At 65.9% G+C, this 18560-nt stretch carries 19 protein-coding genes; 9 read left to right on the forward strand and 10 right to left on the reverse strand.

What is annotated here, in order from left to right; translation table 11 throughout:
• Nucleotides 1-2: 2 nt before the first annotated feature.
• Nucleotides 3-548, reverse strand: a complete 546-nt coding sequence (locus GEV02_RS27105) for a TetR/AcrR family transcriptional regulator (protein WP_328595930.1) — start codon at nt 546-548, stop codon at nt 3-5.
• Nucleotides 549-633: 85 nt separating this feature from the next.
• Between GEV02_RS27105 and GEV02_RS27110 the strand changes: the two genes are divergently transcribed.
• Nucleotides 634-1260: a DJ-1/PfpI family protein gene (locus GEV02_RS27110; protein ID WP_152841014.1), complete on the forward strand. Its 627-nt coding sequence runs from the start codon at nt 634-636 to the stop codon at nt 1258-1260.
• A gap of 70 nt (nt 1261-1330) precedes the next feature.
• Nucleotides 1331-2002, forward strand: coding sequence for a DUF6683 family protein (locus tag GEV02_RS27115; protein ID WP_152841015.1), 672 nt, complete (start codon nt 1331-1333; stop codon nt 2000-2002).
• Here GEV02_RS27115 and GEV02_RS27120 read toward each other — a convergent pair.
• Nucleotides 1999-2892 carry a LysR family transcriptional regulator gene (locus GEV02_RS27120; RefSeq protein WP_152841016.1) on the reverse strand — a complete coding sequence of 298 codons (894 nt, stop codon included), beginning with the start codon at nt 2890-2892 and terminating at the stop codon, nt 1999-2001. The genes GEV02_RS27115 and GEV02_RS27120 overlap by 4 nt on opposite strands.
• A gap of 89 nt (nt 2893-2981) precedes the next feature.
• On the opposite strand from GEV02_RS27120, the gene GEV02_RS27125 reads away from it, so the two are divergent.
• Genes GEV02_RS27125 through GEV02_RS27135 form a run of 3 tightly spaced genes read left to right on the forward strand, consistent with a single transcriptional unit; the run spans nt 2982 to nt 5383 of the window.
• Nucleotides 2982-3968, forward strand: coding sequence for a zinc-binding dehydrogenase (locus tag GEV02_RS27125; RefSeq protein WP_152841017.1), 987 nt, complete (start codon nt 2982-2984; stop codon nt 3966-3968).
• Between the two features lie 54 nt (nt 3969-4022).
• Nucleotides 4023-4349 (forward strand): ArsR/SmtB family transcription factor, encoded by a 327-nt coding sequence (locus GEV02_RS27130; protein ID WP_008452460.1) that lies wholly within the window; start codon nt 4023-4025, stop codon nt 4347-4349.
• Nucleotides 4346-5383 carry a cation diffusion facilitator family transporter gene (locus GEV02_RS27135; RefSeq protein ID WP_152841018.1) on the forward strand — a complete coding sequence of 346 codons (1038 nt, stop codon included), beginning with the start codon at nt 4346-4348 and terminating at the stop codon, nt 5381-5383. Before GEV02_RS27130 ends, GEV02_RS27135 begins: the two co-directional genes overlap by 4 nt.
• 20 nt (nt 5384-5403) lie before the next feature.
• Here GEV02_RS27135 and cysK read toward each other — a convergent pair whose 3' ends face one another.
• From cysK to tcdA, 3 genes are all read right to left on the reverse strand, one after another.
• Nucleotides 5404-6339, reverse strand: a complete 936-nt coding sequence (cysK, locus tag GEV02_RS27140) for a cysteine synthase A (protein WP_152841019.1) — start codon at nt 6337-6339, stop codon at nt 5404-5406.
• Between the two features lie 51 nt (nt 6340-6390).
• Complete coding sequence (locus tag GEV02_RS27145; RefSeq protein ID WP_152841131.1) at nt 6391-6861, reverse strand: FKBP-type peptidyl-prolyl cis-trans isomerase; 471 nt, start codon at nt 6859-6861, stop codon at nt 6391-6393.
• A gap of 119 nt (nt 6862-6980) precedes the next feature.
• On the reverse strand, nt 6981-7823 hold the full coding sequence (tcdA, locus tag GEV02_RS27150; RefSeq protein ID WP_152841020.1) for a tRNA cyclic N6-threonylcarbamoyladenosine(37) synthase TcdA: 843 nt from the start codon (nt 7821-7823) through the stop codon (nt 6981-6983).
• A 73-nt stretch (nt 7824-7896) separates the two neighbouring features.
• On the opposite strand from tcdA, the gene pdxH reads away from it, so the two are divergent.
• Both pdxH and GEV02_RS27160 read left to right on the forward strand, forming a co-directional pair.
• Complete coding sequence (gene pdxH, locus GEV02_RS27155) at nt 7897-9132, forward strand: pyridoxamine 5'-phosphate oxidase (RefSeq protein WP_152841021.1); 1236 nt, start codon at nt 7897-7899, stop codon at nt 9130-9132.
• Nucleotides 9133-9154: 22 nt separating this feature from the next.
• Nucleotides 9155-10384: a cyclopropane-fatty-acyl-phospholipid synthase family protein gene (locus tag GEV02_RS27160; RefSeq protein ID WP_328595931.1), complete on the forward strand. Its 1230-nt coding sequence runs from the start codon at nt 9155-9157 to the stop codon at nt 10382-10384.
• A 100-nt stretch (nt 10385-10484) separates the two neighbouring features.
• Here GEV02_RS27160 and GEV02_RS27165 read toward each other — a convergent pair whose 3' ends face one another.
• From GEV02_RS27165 to msrA, 3 genes are read right to left on the reverse strand one after another with little or no spacing between them, the layout of a single operon-like run.
• On the reverse strand, nt 10485-12743 hold the full coding sequence (locus tag GEV02_RS27165; RefSeq protein ID WP_152841023.1) for an ATP-binding protein: 2259 nt from the start codon (nt 12741-12743) through the stop codon (nt 10485-10487).
• The gene (locus GEV02_RS27170) at nt 12736-13791 is read right to left on the reverse strand and encodes an HD domain-containing phosphohydrolase (RefSeq protein ID WP_152841024.1); all 1056 of its coding nucleotides are present in this window, start codon (nt 13789-13791) and stop codon (nt 12736-12738) included. The genes GEV02_RS27165 and GEV02_RS27170 overlap by 8 nt, the downstream gene beginning before the upstream one ends.
• 16 nt (nt 13792-13807) lie before the next feature.
• On the reverse strand, nt 13808-14362 hold the full coding sequence (gene msrA / locus GEV02_RS27175) for a peptide-methionine (S)-S-oxide reductase MsrA (RefSeq protein WP_152841025.1): 555 nt from the start codon (nt 14360-14362) through the stop codon (nt 13808-13810).
• A gap of 110 nt (nt 14363-14472) precedes the next feature.
• Between msrA and GEV02_RS27180 the strand changes: the two genes are divergently transcribed.
• Complete coding sequence (locus GEV02_RS27180; RefSeq protein WP_152841026.1) at nt 14473-14976, forward strand: flavin reductase family protein; 504 nt, start codon at nt 14473-14475, stop codon at nt 14974-14976.
• A gap of 96 nt (nt 14977-15072) precedes the next feature.
• On the forward strand, nt 15073-16257 hold the full coding sequence (locus tag GEV02_RS27185) for an acyl-CoA dehydrogenase (RefSeq protein ID WP_152841027.1): 1185 nt from the start codon (nt 15073-15075) through the stop codon (nt 16255-16257).
• A 72-nt stretch (nt 16258-16329) separates the two neighbouring features.
• Here GEV02_RS27185 and GEV02_RS27190 read toward each other — a convergent pair whose 3' ends face one another.
• On the reverse strand, nt 16330-17010 hold the full coding sequence (locus GEV02_RS27190; protein ID WP_152841028.1) for an OmpW/AlkL family protein: 681 nt from the start codon (nt 17008-17010) through the stop codon (nt 16330-16332).
• Nucleotides 17011-17085: 75 nt separating this feature from the next.
• Nucleotides 17086-18438 carry an SGNH/GDSL hydrolase family protein gene (locus GEV02_RS27195; protein WP_152841029.1) on the reverse strand — a complete coding sequence of 451 codons (1353 nt, stop codon included), beginning with the start codon at nt 18436-18438 and terminating at the stop codon, nt 17086-17088.
• Nucleotides 18439-18560 lie beyond the last annotated feature (122 nt).

The following is an 18560-nucleotide window of genomic DNA, read 5'->3' on the forward strand; positions in this document are numbered from 1 at the left end:
GTTTATGATGGACGGAACGACGAGGCGCGCAGCAACGCCAGCGCCTGCTGGACGCGCTGGCCGAAGATGGCGGGCATGCTGCGCTCGCCGGACTCCTGGCCGCCGATCAGGCACAGGTGCACCATGCGCCCCACCAGCTCCGCATCGACCGAACCATCGGTGCGCGCGCGGCACGCCGAGATGGCGAACGACAAGCGCGTTTGATCAACGCGCTGCTGGTACTCGGCCACGAGGGGATCGATGCGCGACCAGGCGCGGATTGCGGTTTCCCGCTGCGGCCGCTTTTCCGCGGCGATGGTCAGGTAGCGTTGCAGCACATCTTCCAGGCTGCTGCCTGCGGCCGCGTGGGCCAGCATACGGTCGGCGTAATCGGCCTCCCAGGCCGTCAGCAGCGCATGCACGAATTCATCTCGGCTGCGGAAGTGGTGGTAGAACGATCCACGCGTCACGTTCAGGCGGCGCGCCAATTGCTCGGCGGAGATGCCTTGATAGCCCTGGTGGTCCAGGGCGTCGAAGCCGGCTGCAATCCAATGGTCACGCGTCAACACCAGGACTCACCTCGAAAACATACAGACTGTGTATGGTAGCACCGCCCTCGCTAGACTGCATCCATCCCCTACACATGGAGCCGGCATGAAAAAGATAGCCCTGATCGCCTTTGACAACTTCACCGATATCGACCTGTTTTTGATGTGGGATATTCTCGGACGCAACCAACATGATTGGCAGGTCCGCATCCTCGGCAAGCAGGCGACGCTGCGTTCGGCGCACGGATTGCAGGTCGGCGTGCACGGCGCGCTGGACGAAGCGAACCAGGCGGACGTGGTGCTGTTCTCAAGCGGCAAGGAAGGCGTGCCTGCGGCCCTGGCGGATCGCGACTTCATGGCGGCGTTCCAGCTGGACCCCGAACGGCAATTGATCGGCTCCATCTGCGGCGGCGCCTTCATCCTCGGGCAATTGGGCTTGTTGCCCGGACGGCGGGCCGCCACCCATCCCGACGCCCGCGAGGGCTTGCGCGCGACCGGCGTGGAACCGGACGACAGGCCGTTCATGAGCGTCGGCAATGTGGCGACGGCGGGCGGTTGCCTGGCCGCGCTCTACCTGGTCGGCTGGGCGGTCGAGCAGCTGTTCGGCATCGGGAAAAGCCTGGAAACGCTGCGGCCGGTGCTGCCCGCCGGTCAGTACGATTGCTACGAACAACTGCTTGTTTCCAGCATCCGGCAAGGCAGCGAGTCCTCTGCCGTATCGTGCGGCCGTTGATCGGCAAACGATTCTATGCCATGCTGATGGCTTGCAAATACGTCAACTTTACATCAAGGCTGCCGTCTCCATGAAACCCTTCACACCCAAATTCCTGCTGGCCGCGCTGGCGCTGGCTGCGGTCCCGTCCATCCATGCGCAGGTGGCGGGCTATGGCATGCAGTACGACAACGTCACCGTCTGGCCCGTGCCGGATTTGCGGGTGCCGGTGCCCTCGTCCCGCAGCGCCGCTGCGGCGCCGGTGCGGGCCAGCGCACAGCCCGCACCGAAGGCCAACGCGCGCATCCTGGCGCAGTCCTTCCCGCCCAAGAAGCAGTTTGAAATGCAGCAGGCCTATCTGCAAAGCATGGACGTGTATCTGCAAATCGAAAAGAAGATGGGCTGGACCTCGCGCGACATGGCGGGCGGACTGGCCGCCTTCGTGGTCGGCAACTACATGGTGCTGAACGACGCCGATGTCTCCGACGAAGCGTTCCAGGCGGTGGCGAAACAGCTGCGCCGCGAGCCGGGCATGCAGGCGCTGGTCAGCAAGCAGGATGCCGCCACCCTGCGCGACACCTTCGAACAAAGCGCCATGGTCGGCACCTTCATGGCGCTGGCCTACAAGTCCGCCCAGCAGACGCCGCAGCCGCCGGCCGTGCAGCAGAACCTGCGCAACGCCGCGCGTGAAAACCTCAAGATGGTGCTGCGCACCGATCCCGCGACGGTGCAGATCGACAACGCGGGCATGCACCTGCGCTAGTCCAGCCCCGCCAGCAGATGCTGCCATAGCCGCTGGGCCACCGGGCCATGGGCGGCATCGCGGCGGCGCGCGATGACCAGCTCCAGTTCGCTTTCGCGGAAATGGTCGCCGGCCAGCGACAGCAGCCTTCCCTGCGCCAGATCCTCGTCCACCAGATAGCCCGGCATGTGGCCCCAGCCCATGCCCTGCAAAATCACTTCGCGCTTCATGAACTGGTCGGCCACCGTGCAGCGCCGCGCGCCGCCCACCACGAAGTAGTCGCGCGGCGGGCTATTGCGCGCGCTGTCGCGGATCACGCATTGCACGTAGGGCCGCATCATCTCCGGCGTAATGCCGGCGTGCAGCGGAAAATCCAGGAAACCCGGCGCCACCACCGGCACCAGCCGCACGCGCTGCCACGGCCGCGCATCGAAGCGCAGGTCGGCATGGTCGAGGTGGTGGAAGATCAGGTCGGCCTCGCCATCGTGCAGCCGCTCCCACGGGCCGGACAGCGCTTCGAAATGCAGGTCGAGGCGGGTCGCCGGACATTGCGCGAAGAACTGCCGCAGCAGGCGCAGCGTGGCCGGCAGCGGGCACAGGTCGCCGATCACCACGGACAGTTGCAGTTCCTCGCCCATCGCCGCCTGGCTGGCCTGGGTTGCCAGCTGCCGCGCGCCATCGAGCAGCTGCCGCGCCTGCCCGACGAAGGCCTGGCCGGCGGCGGACACGGTCACGCGATAGCCGCTGCGGTCCAGCAGCGCCAGCCCCAGTTGACGCTCCAGGCTGGCCACGGCGGCAAACACGCTGGGATGCGAGCGGTGCAGCTGCGCCGCAGCCTTTTGGAAGCTGCCCAATTCGGCCACCGCCAGGAAGCAGGCCAGCTCATGCAGGGTAAAACCGACAGAGTTCATAAATCCTACAGAGATAGACCGAATTACTGAATTTTATCCGACTATGTTCTTCCCTACAGTGAAGCCTCGATCATTTTCAGGAGAACATCATGCGTGCCATACACATCGCCAGCTTCGGCGGCCCGGAACAGCTGCAAGCGATAGAACTGCCCACCCCGGTCGCGGCGGCCGGCCAGGTGCTCATCCGCGTCAAGGCGTTCGGCCTCAACCGTGCGGAAAGCTATATGCGGCAAGGGCTGTGGGGCGATGCCGTCAAGGTGCCGGGCATCGAATGCGTCGGCGAAGTCGTCAGCGCGCCGGGCTCGACGCTGCGTGAAGGCGAGCGCGTCGCCGCCCTCATGGGCGGCATGGGCCGCAGCATCAACGGCAGCTACGCCGAGTATGTATGCGTGCCGGCCGCCAACGTGGTGCCGTTGCACAGCGCCCTGCCCTGGGCCGAGCTGGCCGCCATTCCGGAATCGTATGCCACCGCCTGGGCCTGCCTGCACGACTGCCTCGCGCTGCAAGCCGGGCAGACCCTGCTGATACGCGGCGCCAGCTCGGCGCTGGGCCAGGCCGCCAGCAATATCGCCGCTTACCTGGGCGCGCAGGTGATCGCCGCCAGCCGCCGGCCGGCCGCGCTGGAAGACGTGCTGCGGCGGAACGGCGCTCGCCACATCGTTGCGGAGCAGCCCAGCCTGGCCGGCGCGGTGCGGGAAATCGCGCCCGGCGGCGTGGACGCGGTGCTGGACCTGATCGGCAACACCACGCTGCTCGACTCGCTGACGCTGGCGGCGCGCCCGGGCCGCGTGTGCCAGGCCGGCTTCCTCGGCGGACTGGGGCCGCTGGAGCGTTTCCTGCCGCTGCAACAGCTGCCGCCATGCGTGCAGCTGAGCTTTTTCGGCAGCTTCGCCTTCGGCACGCCCGGCTTCGAGCTGGACCGGGTGCCGCTGCAAGCCATCGTAGAGCGGGCCGAACAAGGCCACTACCGCGCGCGGCCGGCCCGGGTGTTCGCCTTCGACGACATCGCCGAAGCCCACGCCTATCTCGACGCCGGGTCCGGCATGGGCAAGGCGGTGGGGCAAATCGACGATTAGGCGATTCCGGCAGTTTTCTGCTAACATGTGAACACCTATTCATTTGTTAGCACCATGAGCTGCCACCACGACTATTCCGACTGCGATCCCGCGATCGCCCAGCTGGCCGACCTGTTCCATCTGCTGGGCGATCCCACGCGCCTGCGCATCGTGCTGGCCTGCGTGGCGGCGCCGATCGCCGTCAGCGACATCGCTTCCTCGCTGGAGCTGAGCAGTTCGCTGGTCAGCCATCACTTGCGTTTGCTGCGCGCGGCGCGCATTGTGAAGTCTGAGCGCCAGGGCAAACAAGTGTTCTATTCCGCCGCCGACGCCCACATCAGCGGCGTACTCAACGATATGCTCGAACATATCGCCGAACCTTCCAACGGGAACGAAGCATGAGCAAGCACCACGACCACCACAATCACGACCATAGCCATGACCATGGCCATGATTGCGGCCATTCCCACGCCCCGGCCAAGGCCAAGGCGCACAGCCACGACCACCACGGGCACGACCACAGCCACGGTCACGGCGGCCACCATCACCACCACGGCGATCCCAACACCATGGGCCGCGCCTTCGCCATCGCCATCGTGCTCAACACCGTGTTCGTCGCGGTGGAATTCTTCTACGGCTTCCTGGCCAACTCCACCGCGCTGATGGCCGACGCCGGCCACAACCTGTCCGACGTGCTGGGCCTGATGCTGGCCTGGGGCGCGGCGATCCTGGCCAAGCGCGTGCCGAACGGCCGCTATACCTACGGCCTGCGCAGCACGTCGATGCTGGCGGCGCTGTTCAATTCCATGCTGCTGATGGCGGCCTGCGGCGGCATCGCCTGGGAAGCCGTGCAGCAACTGGCGCACCCGGATCCGGTGGCCGGCCTGACCGTGTCGGTGGTGGCCGGCGTCGGCATCCTGATCAACGGTTTCTCGGCCTGGCTGTTCATGTCCGGCAGCAAGGACGACATCAACATCCGCGGCGCCTACCTGCACATGGCGGCCGACGCCGCCATCTCGCTGGGCGTGCTGGTGGCCGGCGTGATCGTCAAGTACTCGGGCTGGAACTGGCTGGATCCGCTGGTCAGTATGGTGATCGTCGCCTTCATCGTCTACAGCACCTGGTCGCTGCTGAAGCAATCGATGCGCATGATGCTGGCGGCCGTGCCGGACAATCTGGACCACGCCGAAGTCGAGCAGTTCCTGCGCAGCCAGCCGGGCGTGACCGAAGTGCACGACCTGCACATCTGGGCCATGAGCACCACCGAGAACGCGCTGACCGCGCATCTGGTGACGCCGGCCGGCCATCCGGGCGATGCGGCGCTGGACGCGATCAGCGCCCAGCTGAAAGCAGACTACTCGATCGACCACGCCACGCTGCAGGTGCGCCTCGGCACCACGGCGCACGAGTGCAGCCTGCAGGAGCAGCCGCACTAAAGCAGCCGCACCAAGCCTGCCTAGTTGTCCACCAGGTTGGCGTACAGCGCAGTGCTCAGATAACGTTCGCCAAAGGACGGGATGATCGTCACGATGATCTTGTCCGCATTCTCCGGCCGCCGCGCCACCTGCAGCGCCGCCCACAAGGCGGCGCCGGAGGATATCCCCACCAGCAATCCCTCCTGACTGGCCGCCAGCCGCGCGGTCGCGAAGGCGTCGTCGTTCTTGACGCCGATGATCTCGTCATACACCCTGGTATTGAGCACGGCCGGCACGAAGCCCGCGCCTATGCCCTGGATCGGGTGCGGCCCCTTGGTGCCCTTGGCCAGCATGGGCGAAGCCTCCGGCTCCACCGCGATGCAGCGGAACTCCGGCTTGCGCGCCTTGATGACTTCGCCGACGCCGGTGATGGTGCCGCCCGTGCCCACGCCGGCCACCAGAATGTCGGCGCGGCCGTCGGTGTCGGCCCAGATTTCCTCGGCCGTGGTGCGGCGGTGCACATCGGGATTGGCGGGGTTGTTGAATTGCTGCGGCATCAGGTAGCGCGGATCGCTGTCGGCCAGTTCCTCGGCCTTGCGGATCGCGCCCAGCATGCCCTCGCTGCCCGGTGTGAGCACCAGCTCGGCACCGTAGGCGCGCAGCAGCATGCGGCGCTCGCGGCTCATGGTGTCCGGCATGACCAGCATGCAGCGGTAGCCGCGCGCGGCGCACACCATCGCCAGCGCGATGCCGGTGTTGCCGCTGGTTGGTTCGAGGATGATGGTGTCGGGACGGATCTGCCCGGCCGCTTCGGCCGCTTCGATCATCGACAGGCCGATGCGGTCTTTGACGCTGTGGGCAGGATTGCAGTACTCCAGCTTGACCAGCACCTGCGCGGTGCTGCCCTTGGCCAGCCGGTTGAGCCGCACCAGCGGGGTGCGGCCTATCAGTTCGGTGACGTCGTTGGCAATCTTCATGAAAAACCTCCGAAGTGGGACGGAGGTTCCAGTCTACGCCTATTCAGGTGCTTATTTCACATCCATCAGTTCGACATCGAAGATCAGCGCGGAATTCGGCGGAATGCCGCTGCCCGGCGTCGGACGCGAGCCGTAAGCCAGTTCCGACGGGATGATCAGCGTGCGCTTGCCGCCCACCTTCATGCCCAGGATGCCCTGGTCCCAACCCTTGATGACGCGGCCGGCGCCCAGCACGAAGTCCAGCGGCTCGCCGCGCGGAATCGACGAATCGAACAGCTTGCCGTGCATGGCCTTGGCCAGCGGACGATACAGCCAGCCCGAGTAGTGCATGTAGACGGTGGAGCCGGCGGTCGCTTCCTTGCCGGTGCCGACCTTGGTGTCGGTGACGATCAGCTGTTCGGCAGCCGGGCCGGGCGTGGCCGAGCCGACCACCATCGGCGGTGGCGGCGGCACATCGGCCGGCGCTACGGGTGCGGTCGGAGTCTGGGCCTGGGCCACGGAGGCCGCCAGCGCGCACAGCATGGCTACTACTACGGAACTACGCATCATGGTTTTATTCTTTCGATGAAGTCTGTGGATAGCACGGTCCCCGTGCCAGCGCGCACCATGATAGCAAAACCGCCTCCGCAACTGGATAAAATCTACGGTGTGCCGGCCGGCGCTACCGGCGGTTGCACGCTGTCGGCCAACTGGCGCAGCACCTGGCCGGCGGCCACCATGCCGAAGGTGGCCGTGACCACCATGGCCGAACCGAAGCCGGCGCAGTTCAGGCCCGTCACGCCGGCGGCCGGTTGTCCGCCTTCCAGCGCGCACACTTCCTGCGGTTCCGGGAACTTCAGGCGCTCCATCGAGAACACGGCGTCGACGTAGAATTTGGTCTTCTCGCCGCGCGGATAGCCGTACTGGCTGCGCAGCACCTTGCGCACTTTCTTCAGCAGCGGTTCCTGCTCGGTGCGGGCCAGGTCGCGCACGGCGATCTGGGTCGGGTCGGTCTGGCCGCCGGCGCTGCCGATGATAATCATCGGCATGCTGTGCTGGCGGCACCAGGCGATCATCGCGGCCTTGTCCTTGACGCTGTCGATGGCGTCGACCACGAAGTCGTACTGGCCGGCGCCCAGCATCTGCTCCAGGTTGTCCGGCGTGACGAAGTCTTCGATCTGGTTGACCACGCAGTAGGGATTGATGTCGGCGATGCGCGCGGCCAGCGCGCCGATCTTGGCCTGGCCGACGGTGCTGCCCAGCGCCTGGATCTGGCGGTTGATATTGGACTCGGCGACGTTGTCCAGATCAATCAGGGTCAACTGGCCGATGGCGCTGCGGGCCAGCGCCTCGACGATCCACGAGCCGACGCCGCCGGTGCCGACCACGCAGACGTGGGCGGTGCGGAAGCGCGCCAGTGCGGCGTCGCCATAGAGGCGGGCGATGCCGCCGAAGCGGCGCTCGAAGTCGATATCGTCGAATTGGGTAGGTGCTATGGAGTTCATGCCGACATTTTAACGGACGCCGCCGCAAAAATTATTTTAGAATGACTTTCTCCCCCTGCCCGAGCGCCTATCCATGAGCCTTACACTGCACGACACCGCCCCCGACTTCAGCCAGCCGATAGCAGTCTTGAAACATTGCCACGACAAGATACGCAAGCAGCTGGACACGCTGCACAAGCTGCTGGCCCACCTGCCCAAGCACGGCGCCGACGCCGAGGCGCAGAAGGCCGCGCAGGCGGTGCAAAAATATTTCAACAACGCCGCCCACCTGCACCACGAAGACGAGGAACAAAACCTGGTGCCGATGCTGCAGGCCACCGCGCGCGACGCCGACGCCGCGCTGCTGGCCGAACTGGTGCCGGGCATTCTGGCCGACCACCAGCAGATGGATCAGGACTGGCATATAATTAATTCGCAACTTGATCAAATAGCCAACGGGCAAGGAACCGCCCTGTCGGCCGAGCAGGTGCAGCGTTTCTGCGACGCCTACGCCGCCCACATGGTCATCGAAGAAAGCAATATCGCACCCATGGCCAAGCGCCTGTTCAGCCCCGAGCAGATGGCGCAACTGGGCAGCGCGATGCAGGTACGGCGCGGCATCACGCCCGCCCTGCCGCACAGCCAGGTGCCGGAGCAACAGCAGGTGGCGGTCGCCAACACGGTGGCCGACGGCGTGGTGCTGGCGGATCTGCGCCTCGATTACGGCCGCGCCAGTTTGACGGAACACGATGTGCTGGACGATCCGATCGCCCAGTTCGGCAAGTGGTTTGAAGAGGCCATGCGCGCCAGGGTCAATGAACCGAACGCGATGAGCGTGGCCACGGTGGATGCGGAAGGAAAGCCCAGTTCACGCATCGTGCTGATCAAGCAGTACGACGCCCGCGGCTTCACCTGGTACACCAACTACGAGAGCCAGAAAGGCCGGCAACTGGGCGACAATCCGCACGCCGCGCTGCTATTCTTTTGGAGCGAGTTGGAACGCCAGGTGCGCATCGAAGGCAAGGTGGTCAAGACCTCCGCCGAGGAAAGCGACAAGTATTTTTACAGCCGGCCGGTGAAGAGCCAGATCGCCGCGATCGCCTCGCAGCAAAGCGCGCGCATCGCCAGCCGGGAGCAGATGGAAGCCAATTACGATGCGGCCGCCGCTGTCGGCGGCGAGCATCCGGTGCGGCCGGAATACTGGGGCGGCTATCGCCTCGAACCGGTGCGCATCGAGTTCTGGCAGGGACGCCGCTCGCGCTTCCATGACCGGATCGTGTATGTGAAACAGGCCGATGGCAGCTGGATCAAGGAGCGCCTGCAACCGTAAATTTTTCGACGCGGAGGTGATTGTGTTTGTACAAAACCGACTCACTAGCTGGATCGCCGGCATCCGCCAGCAAATCGCCCTGCCTCTGCGTATCGAACTGTGGAACGGCCAGCATGTCGACTTCTCCACCGAAACACCGCGCGTGACGATACGGCTGCCGAACGTGTCGGCCGCGCGCTACCTGCTGACGCCTTCGCTGTCCAACCTGGGCGCGGCCTATGTCGAAGGCGCGATCGAGGTCAAGGGCCGCGCGCACGACATGATCGCCGTCGTCAACGCGCTGGCGCGCACCACGCTCAAGGCCGAGGGCAAGTTCGCCCGCATCGTGCGCGGCATGGTGCACAGCAAGCAGAAGGACGCCGAGGCGATCCGCTACCACTACGACGTTTCCAATGAGTTCTACCAGCAGTTCCTCGATCCGGCCATGGTGTATTCCTGCGCCTACTTCGAGGACGGCGACGAAGACCTGGCCAGCGCCCAGGCCAAGAAGATAGACCACATCCTGCGCAAGATCGAGCTGCAACCGAACCAGACGCTGCTCGACATCGGCTGCGGCTGGGGCGCGCTGGTGATACGGGCGGCGCAGCAGTACCGGGCGCGCTGCGTCGGCATCACGCTGTCGGAAAACCAGTTCGCGCTGGCCAAGGAGCGCGTGCGGCGCGCGGGGCTGGAACACCTGGTCGAAATCCGCCTGCAGGATTACCGCGACGTGCGCGGCCGCTTCGACCGTATCACCAGCGTCGGCATGTTCGAGCATGTGGGCGTCAAGCACTTGCCCGAGTATTTCGCCGCCATCCACCGGCTGCTGGCGGACGACGGCGTGGTGATGAACCACGGCATCACCACCACCGATCCGGACAACGGCGAGACGCCCTACGGCGGCGGCGAGTTCATCGGGAAATACGTGTTCCCGCAGGGCGAGCTGGCGCATATCGGCCATGTGCTGAAGGCCATGCAGCAAGGCAAGCTGGAAGTCGGCGACGTTGAAAACCTGCGCCGCCACTACGCCCGCACCTGCGCCATCTGGACCGACAACTTCGAGGCCCACGCCGAGCGCGTGCGGACGCTGGCCGGCGACAAGCGCTACCGCATCTGGCATGTGTACCTGGCCGGTTGCAGCTATGCCTTCGAGCAGGACTGGATCAGCCTGTACCAGATCGTCGGCCGCAAGGCGGGCCAGCGCAGCGCGGCGCTGCCGTGGTCGCGCCGGCACATGTATCCAGAGTCGCCAAACCTCGTCATTCCCGCGTAGGCGGGAATCCATGCATTGCATGAATTCCCTCCATACGCCGCGTGATCGGCACGGCAGCATGGGTTCCCGCCTGCGCGGGAACGACGGATCTCACGCTGCATCAGGAAGGCGGCGGAGCGTCAATGCCGCCGGCGATCAATTCCTTCAAGGCCTCGTAGACCTGCTGCAAGGCGGGCTCCAGGCGGCCTGCCGCCAGCTGCCACGGCTGGCCGGCGTGCAGCGCGGCCGACAGCTGCTCGGCCAGCGCCACCGCGCGCGCCGCGCCGAAGTTGACCAGCACCCCCTTCAGGCTGTGCACCGCGCGCGTGCTGCGCGGCTGGTCGCCCGCCGCCAGCGCCTCACCCAGCTCCTGCCACAGCTGCGGGCCGTCGTGCAGGAACAGCGCGGCCAGTTCCAGCAGCAGTTCCGCGTCACCGTCCAGGCGCTGCAAGGCGCCGCGCCAGTCCAGCAGCTGATGGCCGCTGTCGGGCTGGTAGCGCAGCAGCATGTCGCGCAGTTGCTGGCTGTCGACCGGCTTGGCCAGGTAGTCGTCCATGCCGGCTTCCAGGCAGCGCTCGCGGTCGCCCGCCATGGCGCGCGCGGTCATCGCGATGATGGGCACGTGGCCGCCCTGCATCGATTCGCGCTGGCGGATCTGGCGCGTGGCGGCGAGGCCGTCCAGGCCCGGCATCTGCACATCCATCAGGATCACGTCGTGCGCGCCGCGCGCGGCGCGCTCCAGCACCGCCAGGCCGCTGTCGACCAGCGTGACGCGGTGGCCCAGTTTTTCCAGCAGGCGCACCGCCAGGCGCTGGTTGACCGGGTTGTCCTCGGCCAGCAGCACGCGCAGGCCGCCGCGCGCCGGGGCGGCCTGCGGGTCTGCCGACGGTGGCGGCAAATCGCCCTCGCCGACGATCAGGCCGCCGTCGTTGGCGCTCAGGTTCATGCCCTGGCCCGGCGTCAGCACAGCCAGCGGCGGCAGCGGCGCGGCCTGCGCCACGCCGGTGTGCTGCAAGGGCACAGTGAAGCTGAACACGCTGCCCTGCCCCGGCGCGCTGTGGACCTCGATGCGGCCCTGCATCAGGATCACCAGCCGGCGGCAGATCGCCAGCCCGAGGCCGGTGCCGCCGTACTGGCGCGTGGTGGAGCCGTCGACCTGGGCGAAGGCTTCGAAGATCAGGTGCTGTTTTTCCTCCGGCACGCCGATGCCGGTGTCGCGCACGGCGAACTCGATCTCGCTGCGGCCGTCGTGCTCGGCGCCGATGGACAGCTGCACCGTCACGCTGCCGGCGCCGGTGAACTTGATGGCGTTGCCGACCAGGTTGAGCAGCACTTGCCGCAGCCGCCCCGGATCGCCCTTCATGATGCGCGGCACATTCGCTGGGATCTCGGACGCCAGCGCCAGCCCCTTTTGCCGCGCCCGCAGGCTCATGGCACGCAAGGTGTCGCTGACCAGCTGGCGCAGGTCGAACGGCACTTCCTCGATGTCCAGCTTGCCGGCCTCGATCTTGGAAAAGTCCAGGATGTCGTCGACGATCTGCAGCAGCGCGTCGGCCGAGGCTTTCACCAGCGTCAGGTCGGCGCGCTGGTGGGCGTCGATGTCGGACTCCAGCACCAGCTCGGTCATGCCGAGGATGCCGTTCATCGGCGTGCGGATTTCATGGCTCATATTGGCCAGGAATTCGCTCTTGGCGCGGCTGGCCGCCTCGGCCGATTCGACCGCGTGCTGCATGGCGGCGCGAGCGGCGCGCTGTTCGCTGATGTCGATGAAGTAGCCCAGCATGTAGGACAGCCCGCCGCTGTTGATGACCTTGCGGCTGACTAGCACATCGAGCGGCGGATCGAAGGTGGCCATGCGGCGCTCGGTGGTGACCATGCGGCCGGTGGACCAGGCTTGCTCGTCCTCGACGTGGGTGGCGGCGGCCCAGCGCGGCGAGGCGAAGTCGTCGATGGTGCGGCCGAGGATTTCGGCCCGCGAGCGCTGCGTGAATTCCTCGAAGCGGCTGTTGAAGCGCAGGAAGCGGCCGTCGCGGTCCTTGAGGAAGATGGGGATGGGCAGCTGGTCGAGAATCTGCTCGGTCAACTCCTGCTGGTCGCGGGCGGCCTGGTCGGCGGACGGCGCCCGCAGCTGCACTTGCAGGTCGGCGTGCAGCTCGCGTTGCAGGCCGGCCAGGCGCGCGGTGTGCTGGTCGCGCCAGGTGCCGGCGTTGCCGCGCTGCTGGCGGTTCTCCTTGCGCAGCAGCGCGTTGGCCGAGCGCAGCTGGCCCGCCTCCGCCTCCAGTTCGGCCAGCGCGGCCAGGTGCGGTTCCAGCAGCCGCGCCAGCTCCTGCGCGTCCAGCGTTGCCAGCGCTTGCCGTATCAGGGCGACGTGGCTATCCATGATCCGTGGCGGCGCCGGGCTCGTCGCGGAAGCGGGCGCGGATAGCCTGCACGTCGTCCCAGCGCTGCAACAGCGCGTCCACGCAGCGCGGATCGAAGTGGCCGCCACAGTTGTCCAGCAGGTGCTGGCGCGCATCCTCCATGCTCCAGGCGCGCTTGTACGGGCGCACGCTGGTCAGCGCGTCGAACACGTCGGCCACGGCGACGATGCGGCCCACCAGCGGGATATCCTCGCCCGCCAGCCCGCGCGGATAGCCGGCGCCGTCGTAGCGCTCGTGGTGGGTCAGCGCGATCTCGGCCGCCAGCTGCAACATGCGCGCCTGGCAATCCTTGAGGATGTTGTAGCCGATCGCGGCGTGCTGGCGCATGATCGCCATTTCGTCAGGGTCCAGCCGGCCTGGCTTGAGCAGGATGTGGTCGGGCGTGCCGACCTTGCCGATGTCGTGCATGGGCGCGGCGTTGAGCACGTCCTGCTGCTGTTCCTCGGGCAGGCCCAGCTGCTCGGCGATCAGCCGCGAGTAGTGCGCCATGCGCTGGATGTGGGCGCCGGTTTCGGGGTCGCGGTACTCGGAGGCGCGGCACAGCAGCATGATGGTTTCCTGCTCGCGCGCGCGCAGCTCGGCCGTGGCCTTGGCCACTTCCTCGGCCAGCCAGGTGGCGCGGTGCTGCAGGCCCAGCGTGGCGCTGCGCAGCGCCAGCATGTTGCGGGTACGCGCCAGGAACTCGACCTTGTCGATCGGCTTGATGAGGAAATCGCTGGCGCCGTTCTCCAGCGCGCGGTGGCGCACGTCGACGTCGACGCTGGCCGTCACCATCAGCACCGGCGGGCGCTGGTCGGGCGGCGCCTGCAGGCGGGCGATCAGCTCCAGGCCGTTCATGTCCGGCATCATGTAGTCGACGATCAGCAGATCGTAGGGGTGGGCGTTGCACCAGGCCAGCGCCTCGTGCGCCGACTGGAAGCTGATGGTGCTCACGTCCTTCAGCTTGTCCACCAGGCGCGACATCAGCACCAGGTTGATATGGGTATCGTCGACCAGCACCACCTTCATGCACGTCCCCTCGTTTTTATGATTTCAGGCGATACGCGTAAGTACTCTTGAACTTGGCCACCTTGGGCGCCACCACGAAGGCGCAATAGCTTTGCAAGGGATGCTGGGTGAAGTAATCCTGGTGATAGGGCTCGGCCGGATAGTAGGTCGAGGCCGGCGCCAGCTCGGTGACGATGGGCGCGTCCCACACCCCGGCCATCTGCGCGATCACCTGGCGCGCCGTGGCTTCCTGCTGCGGCGACTGGTAGAAAATCACCGAACGGTACTGCGTGCCGACGTCGTTGCCCTGGCGGTTCAAGGTGGTCGGGTCGTGGATGGTGAAGAAGATTTCCAGCAGGTCGCGGAAACCGATGACGGCGGGATCAAATTGCAATTTCACTACTTCGGCATGGCCGGTGCTGCCGGCGCAGACTTGCTCGTACGTGGGGTCGGGCTGGTGGCCGCCGGTGTAGCCGGACTCGACGTGCACGACGCCCTTGACCCGGGCATACACGGCCTCGGTGCACCAGAAGCAGCCGCCGCCCAGATACGCCGTTTCCAGCGCCGTGGCCGGCGCGGTCTGACTCGTCATGACTCCCCCCGCGTAGAAGAATGCCCATGGGTTCACTGTAACGCAAACCAGGGCAATACGCTATCGCACGGTAAACTTTGGCATAATGGCTGAAAAGTCACAGGTCCACCATGCACACTCGTTCTCCCCGCGCCGACCAGCGCCCCTTCGATACCAGCCATTTTCGCCAGGCGCTGGGCCAGTTCGCCACCGGCGTCACCGTCATCACCACCCGGCTGGCGGACGGCAGCTTCCGCGGCCTGACGGCCAGTTCCTTCAATTCGGTGTCGCTGGATCCGCCGCTGGTGCTGTGGAGCCTGGCGACCACGGCCAACAGCATGCCGATCTTCACCGGTAATTCGCACTACGTCATCAATGTGTTGTCGGCCAGCCAGGCCCATCTGGCCAAGCAGTTCGCCACGCGCGGCATCGATCCGTGGGAAAACACCGAATACGAGCTGTCGCGCACCGGCCAGCCCATCCTCAAGGGCGCGTCGGCCTGGTTCGAATGCCACAACCGCAGCCGTTATCCGGAGGGCGACCACGTGATTTTCGTTGGCGAAGTCGAGCTGTGCGAGTTCTCGCCGTCGCCGCCGCTGATTTTCCACGGCGGCCAGTTCGGCGAGCTGGGCTAAAAACGGAAATTGGTGTCGCCATTTGAAAAGCCGTTCCGGTGGCCGCGGAATAGAATGCGGGCAGCCTTCACCAATTTTCATAATGAGAGACCACACATGAGCCAAGCCCGCGCCCAATTCCACTGGGATGACCCCCTGCTGCTGGACCAGCAACTGACCGACGACGAGCGCATGGTGCGCGACGCCGCCGCCGCATATTGCAAGGACAAACTGGCGCCGCGCATCCTGGACGCCTTCCGCCACGAAAAGATGGACACCTCGATCTTCCGCGAGATGGGCGAACTGGGCCTGCTGGGCCCGACCATTCCGGAACAGTATGGCGGTCCCGGCCTGAACTACGTGGCCTACGGCCTGATCGCCCGCGAAGTCGAGCGCATCGATTCCGGCTACCGTTCGATGATGAGCGTGCAGTCGTCGCTGGTGATGGTGCCTATCTACGAGTTCGGCACCGAAGAACAGAAACAGAAATACCTGCCGAAACTGGCGACCGGCGAGTGGATCGGCTGCTTCGGCCTGACCGAGCCCAACCACGGTTCCGATCCGGGTTCGATGATTACCCGCGCCAAGAAGGTGCCGGGCGGCTACTCGCTGAGCGGCGCCAAGATGTGGATCACCAACTCGCCGGTGGCCGACGTGTTCGTGGTCTGGGCCAAGGACGATGAAGGCGCGATCCGCGGCTTCGTGCTGGAAAAAGGCATGGCCGGCCTGAGCGCCCCCGCCATCCACGGCAAGTTCGGCCTGCGCGCTTCGGTGACGGGCGAGATCGTGATGGACAATGTGTTCTGCCCGGAAGAGAACGCCTTCCCGGACGTGCGCGGCCTGAAGGGTCCGTTCACCTGCCTGAACTCGGCACGCTACGGCATCGCCTGGGGCGCGCTGGGCGCGGCCGAGGATTGCTGGCACACCGCGCGCCAGTACGTGCTGGACCGCCATCAGTTCGGCCGTCCGCTGGCCGCCAATCAGCTGGTGCAGAAGAAGCTGGCCGACATGCAGACCGAGATCACCTTGGGCCTGCAAGGCTGCCTGCAGCTGGGCCGCATGAAGGACGCCGGCACGGCGGCGGTGGAAATCACCTCGATGATGAAGCGCAATTCCTGCGGCAAGTCGCTGGACATCGCCCGCGTCGCGCGCGACATGCTGGGTGGTAACGGCATCTCGGACGAGTTCGGCATCATCCGCCACATGGTCAACCTGGAAGTGGTCAATACCTACGAAGGTACGCATGACATCCACGCGCTGATCCTGGGCCGCGCCCAGACCGGCATCCAGGCCTTCCAGTAATAAAAAAACCGCCAGCCTGAACGCGCTCAAGATCGCGCTCAGTGCCGGCGGTTTTTTTTTGCCGTCGCAGCGTTAGAAGCCTTTGAAGTTGTAGCCCACGCTGACGCTCACCGCCAGCGGATCCAGGCGCACGTCCTGGGTCTGGCCGGTCGAGAAGTGCACCATGGTTTTCAGCTTGGTCTTGATGACCGTGGCGTCGATAAACCATTTCTCGTTGATCTTCACCGTGCCGCCGATCTGGTAGCTCATCGCCCACTTGTCGTCCAGCTTGAAGGTCGTGCCCGGGCCGCCGGTGTTGAGCAGCGCGGTCAGCTGGCCGGAGCCGGTCTCCTTCTGGAACATCGCGTAGGTGATGCCCAGGCCCACGTACGGACGGAACATCGAGTTGGCCGGCAGGAAGCGGTACTGCACGAAGGCGGTCGGCGGCAGTACTTCCGACGTGCCCAGCTTGCCCGTGCCCTGGATGGCGCCGGCGCCGACCAGGTCATGCTTGTACGGCAGGCCCAGGTCCAGCTCGGCCGAGATATTGTCGGTCACCATGTAGGCGATCGCGAAGCGCGGCTTGGTGTCCGTGCCCACGTCGGCCTTGGTGCCCGGCAGCGCCGGCGCCGACACATCGCCCGAATCGACTTTCGGCGTGATTTTGTTAATGCCCAGCGTGCCCAGCCAGGTGCCGGCGCTTTGTTGCGCCGATGCGGCCGAAGCTACCGTCAGTGCGGCGGCCAGCGCCAGCAGTTTTACCGTGTTCTTCATATCGTCTCCTGATGTATTGTGTGGTGAGTCCGGCAGCCGCCCTCCCGCAGGCGGCGGCTGCTCACGACGACTGAATTACAGCCAGCCCTTGACGACCAGCTTCTCGGCCACGTAGCGGGCCAGCAGCAGGTTGTTGAACGGCGTCGGGTGCAGCGTGTCGGCAAACGCCCAATGGCTGATATCGCCCGCCTTGACGTTGCCGGCATTGCACACCACCGAGCTGCCCAGCGGGTTCTTCGGCGAGGTCAGGTCGCAAGCGTTCTCGGTCACGTTGGTCAGGCCATACGGGCCGGGATTGACGGTCTGGTCATGGCTGACCGAGAACACGTCAACCAGCAGCACCTTCGGCTCCGACGCCAGGCCGGTGCTCAGCGTCGAATTGAAGGCGCCGATCATGGTGTTGATCAGGGCCTGGGTCGACGACGACGTGGCCAGGGCGAACGGCGTGGTGCCGAGGTCCGGGATGTTGTTGACGGTGACGTAGTTGGCGCCGTTGGCGATGATCTGCGTCTTGATCAGGGCGACCAGTTCGGTGGCGGCGGTGGTCATCGCGACCACCAGTTCCGGACCATGGGCGGCGGCATAGGCGGCGCCGGCGGCGGCGCCGTCAGCTTTAGCCTTGACCGCCATCGGGCCCCAGACGGCCTGCGAGGCCACCGCGGAATTGCCAGGCTGGATAGCGGCGGCGCCGACTGCCGCCGCGGTGATCGATTCCGGCGTGCTGCCAGGCTTGGCCGCTTCCGTCTGCGCGGCCAGGCCGATGGCGCCTGCGGCGGCCTGTGGCGTGGTGGCGCCGGCGGCCAGCTGGCCGACCAGGCTGGTGACGTAGGCCTGGTTGCCGGTTTTGGTCGCGGTGTCGCTCAGCACGGACAAGGCCAGAATCGCATCGTTGGCGCCAGCCATGACGAACACCATTTCATCGCCCTTGAATTTGCCGCCGACAGCTTTCAGGTGGTTGGCGACCTGGGTGACGACCGGGATGGTCAGCGCGCCCAGCGGGCTGCCGGTCAGCTTGTTGCCCGGGCCGACAGGATTGGTGACGCGTGCGCCGCCCTGGGCGTAGCCGTAGCAGCCGGCGTGCGGCGCTTGCGGTACCGAGAAGCCTTTGCTGGCATCGCCGTCGAGGCCGGTCACGGCGGCGCACGGCGCAGCCAGGCCGAATTGGGCGGCGACCAGCTCGGTCCAGTTCTTGCCGGTCAGCGTGGACGCGACCGCCGTGTTGTCGCCATTGATCGTGAATTTTCCGCCCTTGAGCAGGGCCACGGTGCCAACCGCGTAGGAGCCAACGTCGGACAGGCTGTCGCCGAACGACACCTGCGCGCTGTATTTGTTCTTGATGGTTTGATCGCCAGGTTTGGGATCGGTGCCGCCGCAACCTGCAAGGACGGCCAGAGTCATTGCAGCAAGTGCAAATTTGGTATGACGCATGTTGTCTCCTAGAAAAACATTTTTATAGTGTGATACGAACGGCCGTGCTATTCGCAACCCAACTAATATGCCAGCGTTAGCTATCGATGTATAGGGGAGCACATCAAATCCCCTGTCGACTG

The organism is Rugamonas aquatica (assembly GCF_009380215.1).
GTDB classification, from domain to species: domain Bacteria; phylum Pseudomonadota; class Gammaproteobacteria; order Burkholderiales; family Burkholderiaceae_D; genus Rugamonas; species Rugamonas aquatica_B.

Bases quoted from the DNA above. Each gene is read 5' to 3' on its own strand.
- GEV02_RS27185 (WP_152841027.1), top strand. From the start codon at position 15,073: ATGAGCCAAGCCCGCGCCCAATTCCACTGGGATGACCCCCTGCTGCTG.
- cysK (WP_152841019.1), bottom strand. From the start codon at position 6,339: ATGAAGATTGCCAACGACGTCACCGAACTGATAGGCCGCACCCCGCTG.
- tcdA (WP_152841020.1), bottom strand. From the start codon at position 7,823: ATGAACTCCATAGCACCTACCCAATTCGACGATATCGACTTCGAGCGC.
- GEV02_RS27115 (WP_152841015.1), top strand. From the start codon at position 1,331: ATGAAACCCTTCACACCCAAATTCCTGCTGGCCGCGCTGGCGCTGGCT.
- GEV02_RS27180 (WP_152841026.1), top strand. From the start codon at position 14,473: ATGCACACTCGTTCTCCCCGCGCCGACCAGCGCCCCTTCGATACCAGC.
- GEV02_RS27125 (WP_152841017.1), top strand. From the start codon at position 2,982: ATGCGTGCCATACACATCGCCAGCTTCGGCGGCCCGGAACAGCTGCAA.
- pdxH (WP_152841021.1), top strand. From the start codon at position 7,897: ATGAGCCTTACACTGCACGACACCGCCCCCGACTTCAGCCAGCCGATA.
- GEV02_RS27110 (WP_152841014.1), top strand. From the start codon at position 634: ATGAAAAAGATAGCCCTGATCGCCTTTGACAACTTCACCGATATCGAC.
- GEV02_RS27130 (WP_008452460.1), top strand. From the start codon at position 4,023: ATGAGCTGCCACCACGACTATTCCGACTGCGATCCCGCGATCGCCCAG.
- GEV02_RS27135 (WP_152841018.1), top strand. From the start codon at position 4,346: ATGAGCAAGCACCACGACCACCACAATCACGACCATAGCCATGACCAT.
- msrA (WP_152841025.1), bottom strand. From the start codon at position 14,362: ATGACGAGTCAGACCGCGCCGGCCACGGCGCTGGAAACGGCGTATCTG.
- GEV02_RS27145 (WP_152841131.1), bottom strand. From the start codon at position 6,861: ATGCTGTGCGCGCTGGCGGCCTCCGTGGCCCAGGCCCAGACTCCGACC.
- GEV02_RS27195 (WP_152841029.1), bottom strand. From the start codon at position 18,438: ATGCGTCATACCAAATTTGCACTTGCTGCAATGACTCTGGCCGTCCTT.
- GEV02_RS27165 (WP_152841023.1), bottom strand. From the start codon at position 12,743: ATGGATAGCCACGTCGCCCTGATACGGCAAGCGCTGGCAACGCTGGAC.
- GEV02_RS27190 (WP_152841028.1), bottom strand. From the start codon at position 17,010: ATGAAGAACACGGTAAAACTGCTGGCGCTGGCCGCCGCACTGACGGTA.
- GEV02_RS27120 (WP_152841016.1), bottom strand. From the start codon at position 2,892: ATGAACTCTGTCGGTTTTACCCTGCATGAGCTGGCCTGCTTCCTGGCG.
- GEV02_RS27170 (WP_152841024.1), bottom strand. From the start codon at position 13,791: ATGAAGGTGGTGCTGGTCGACGATACCCATATCAACCTGGTGCTGATG.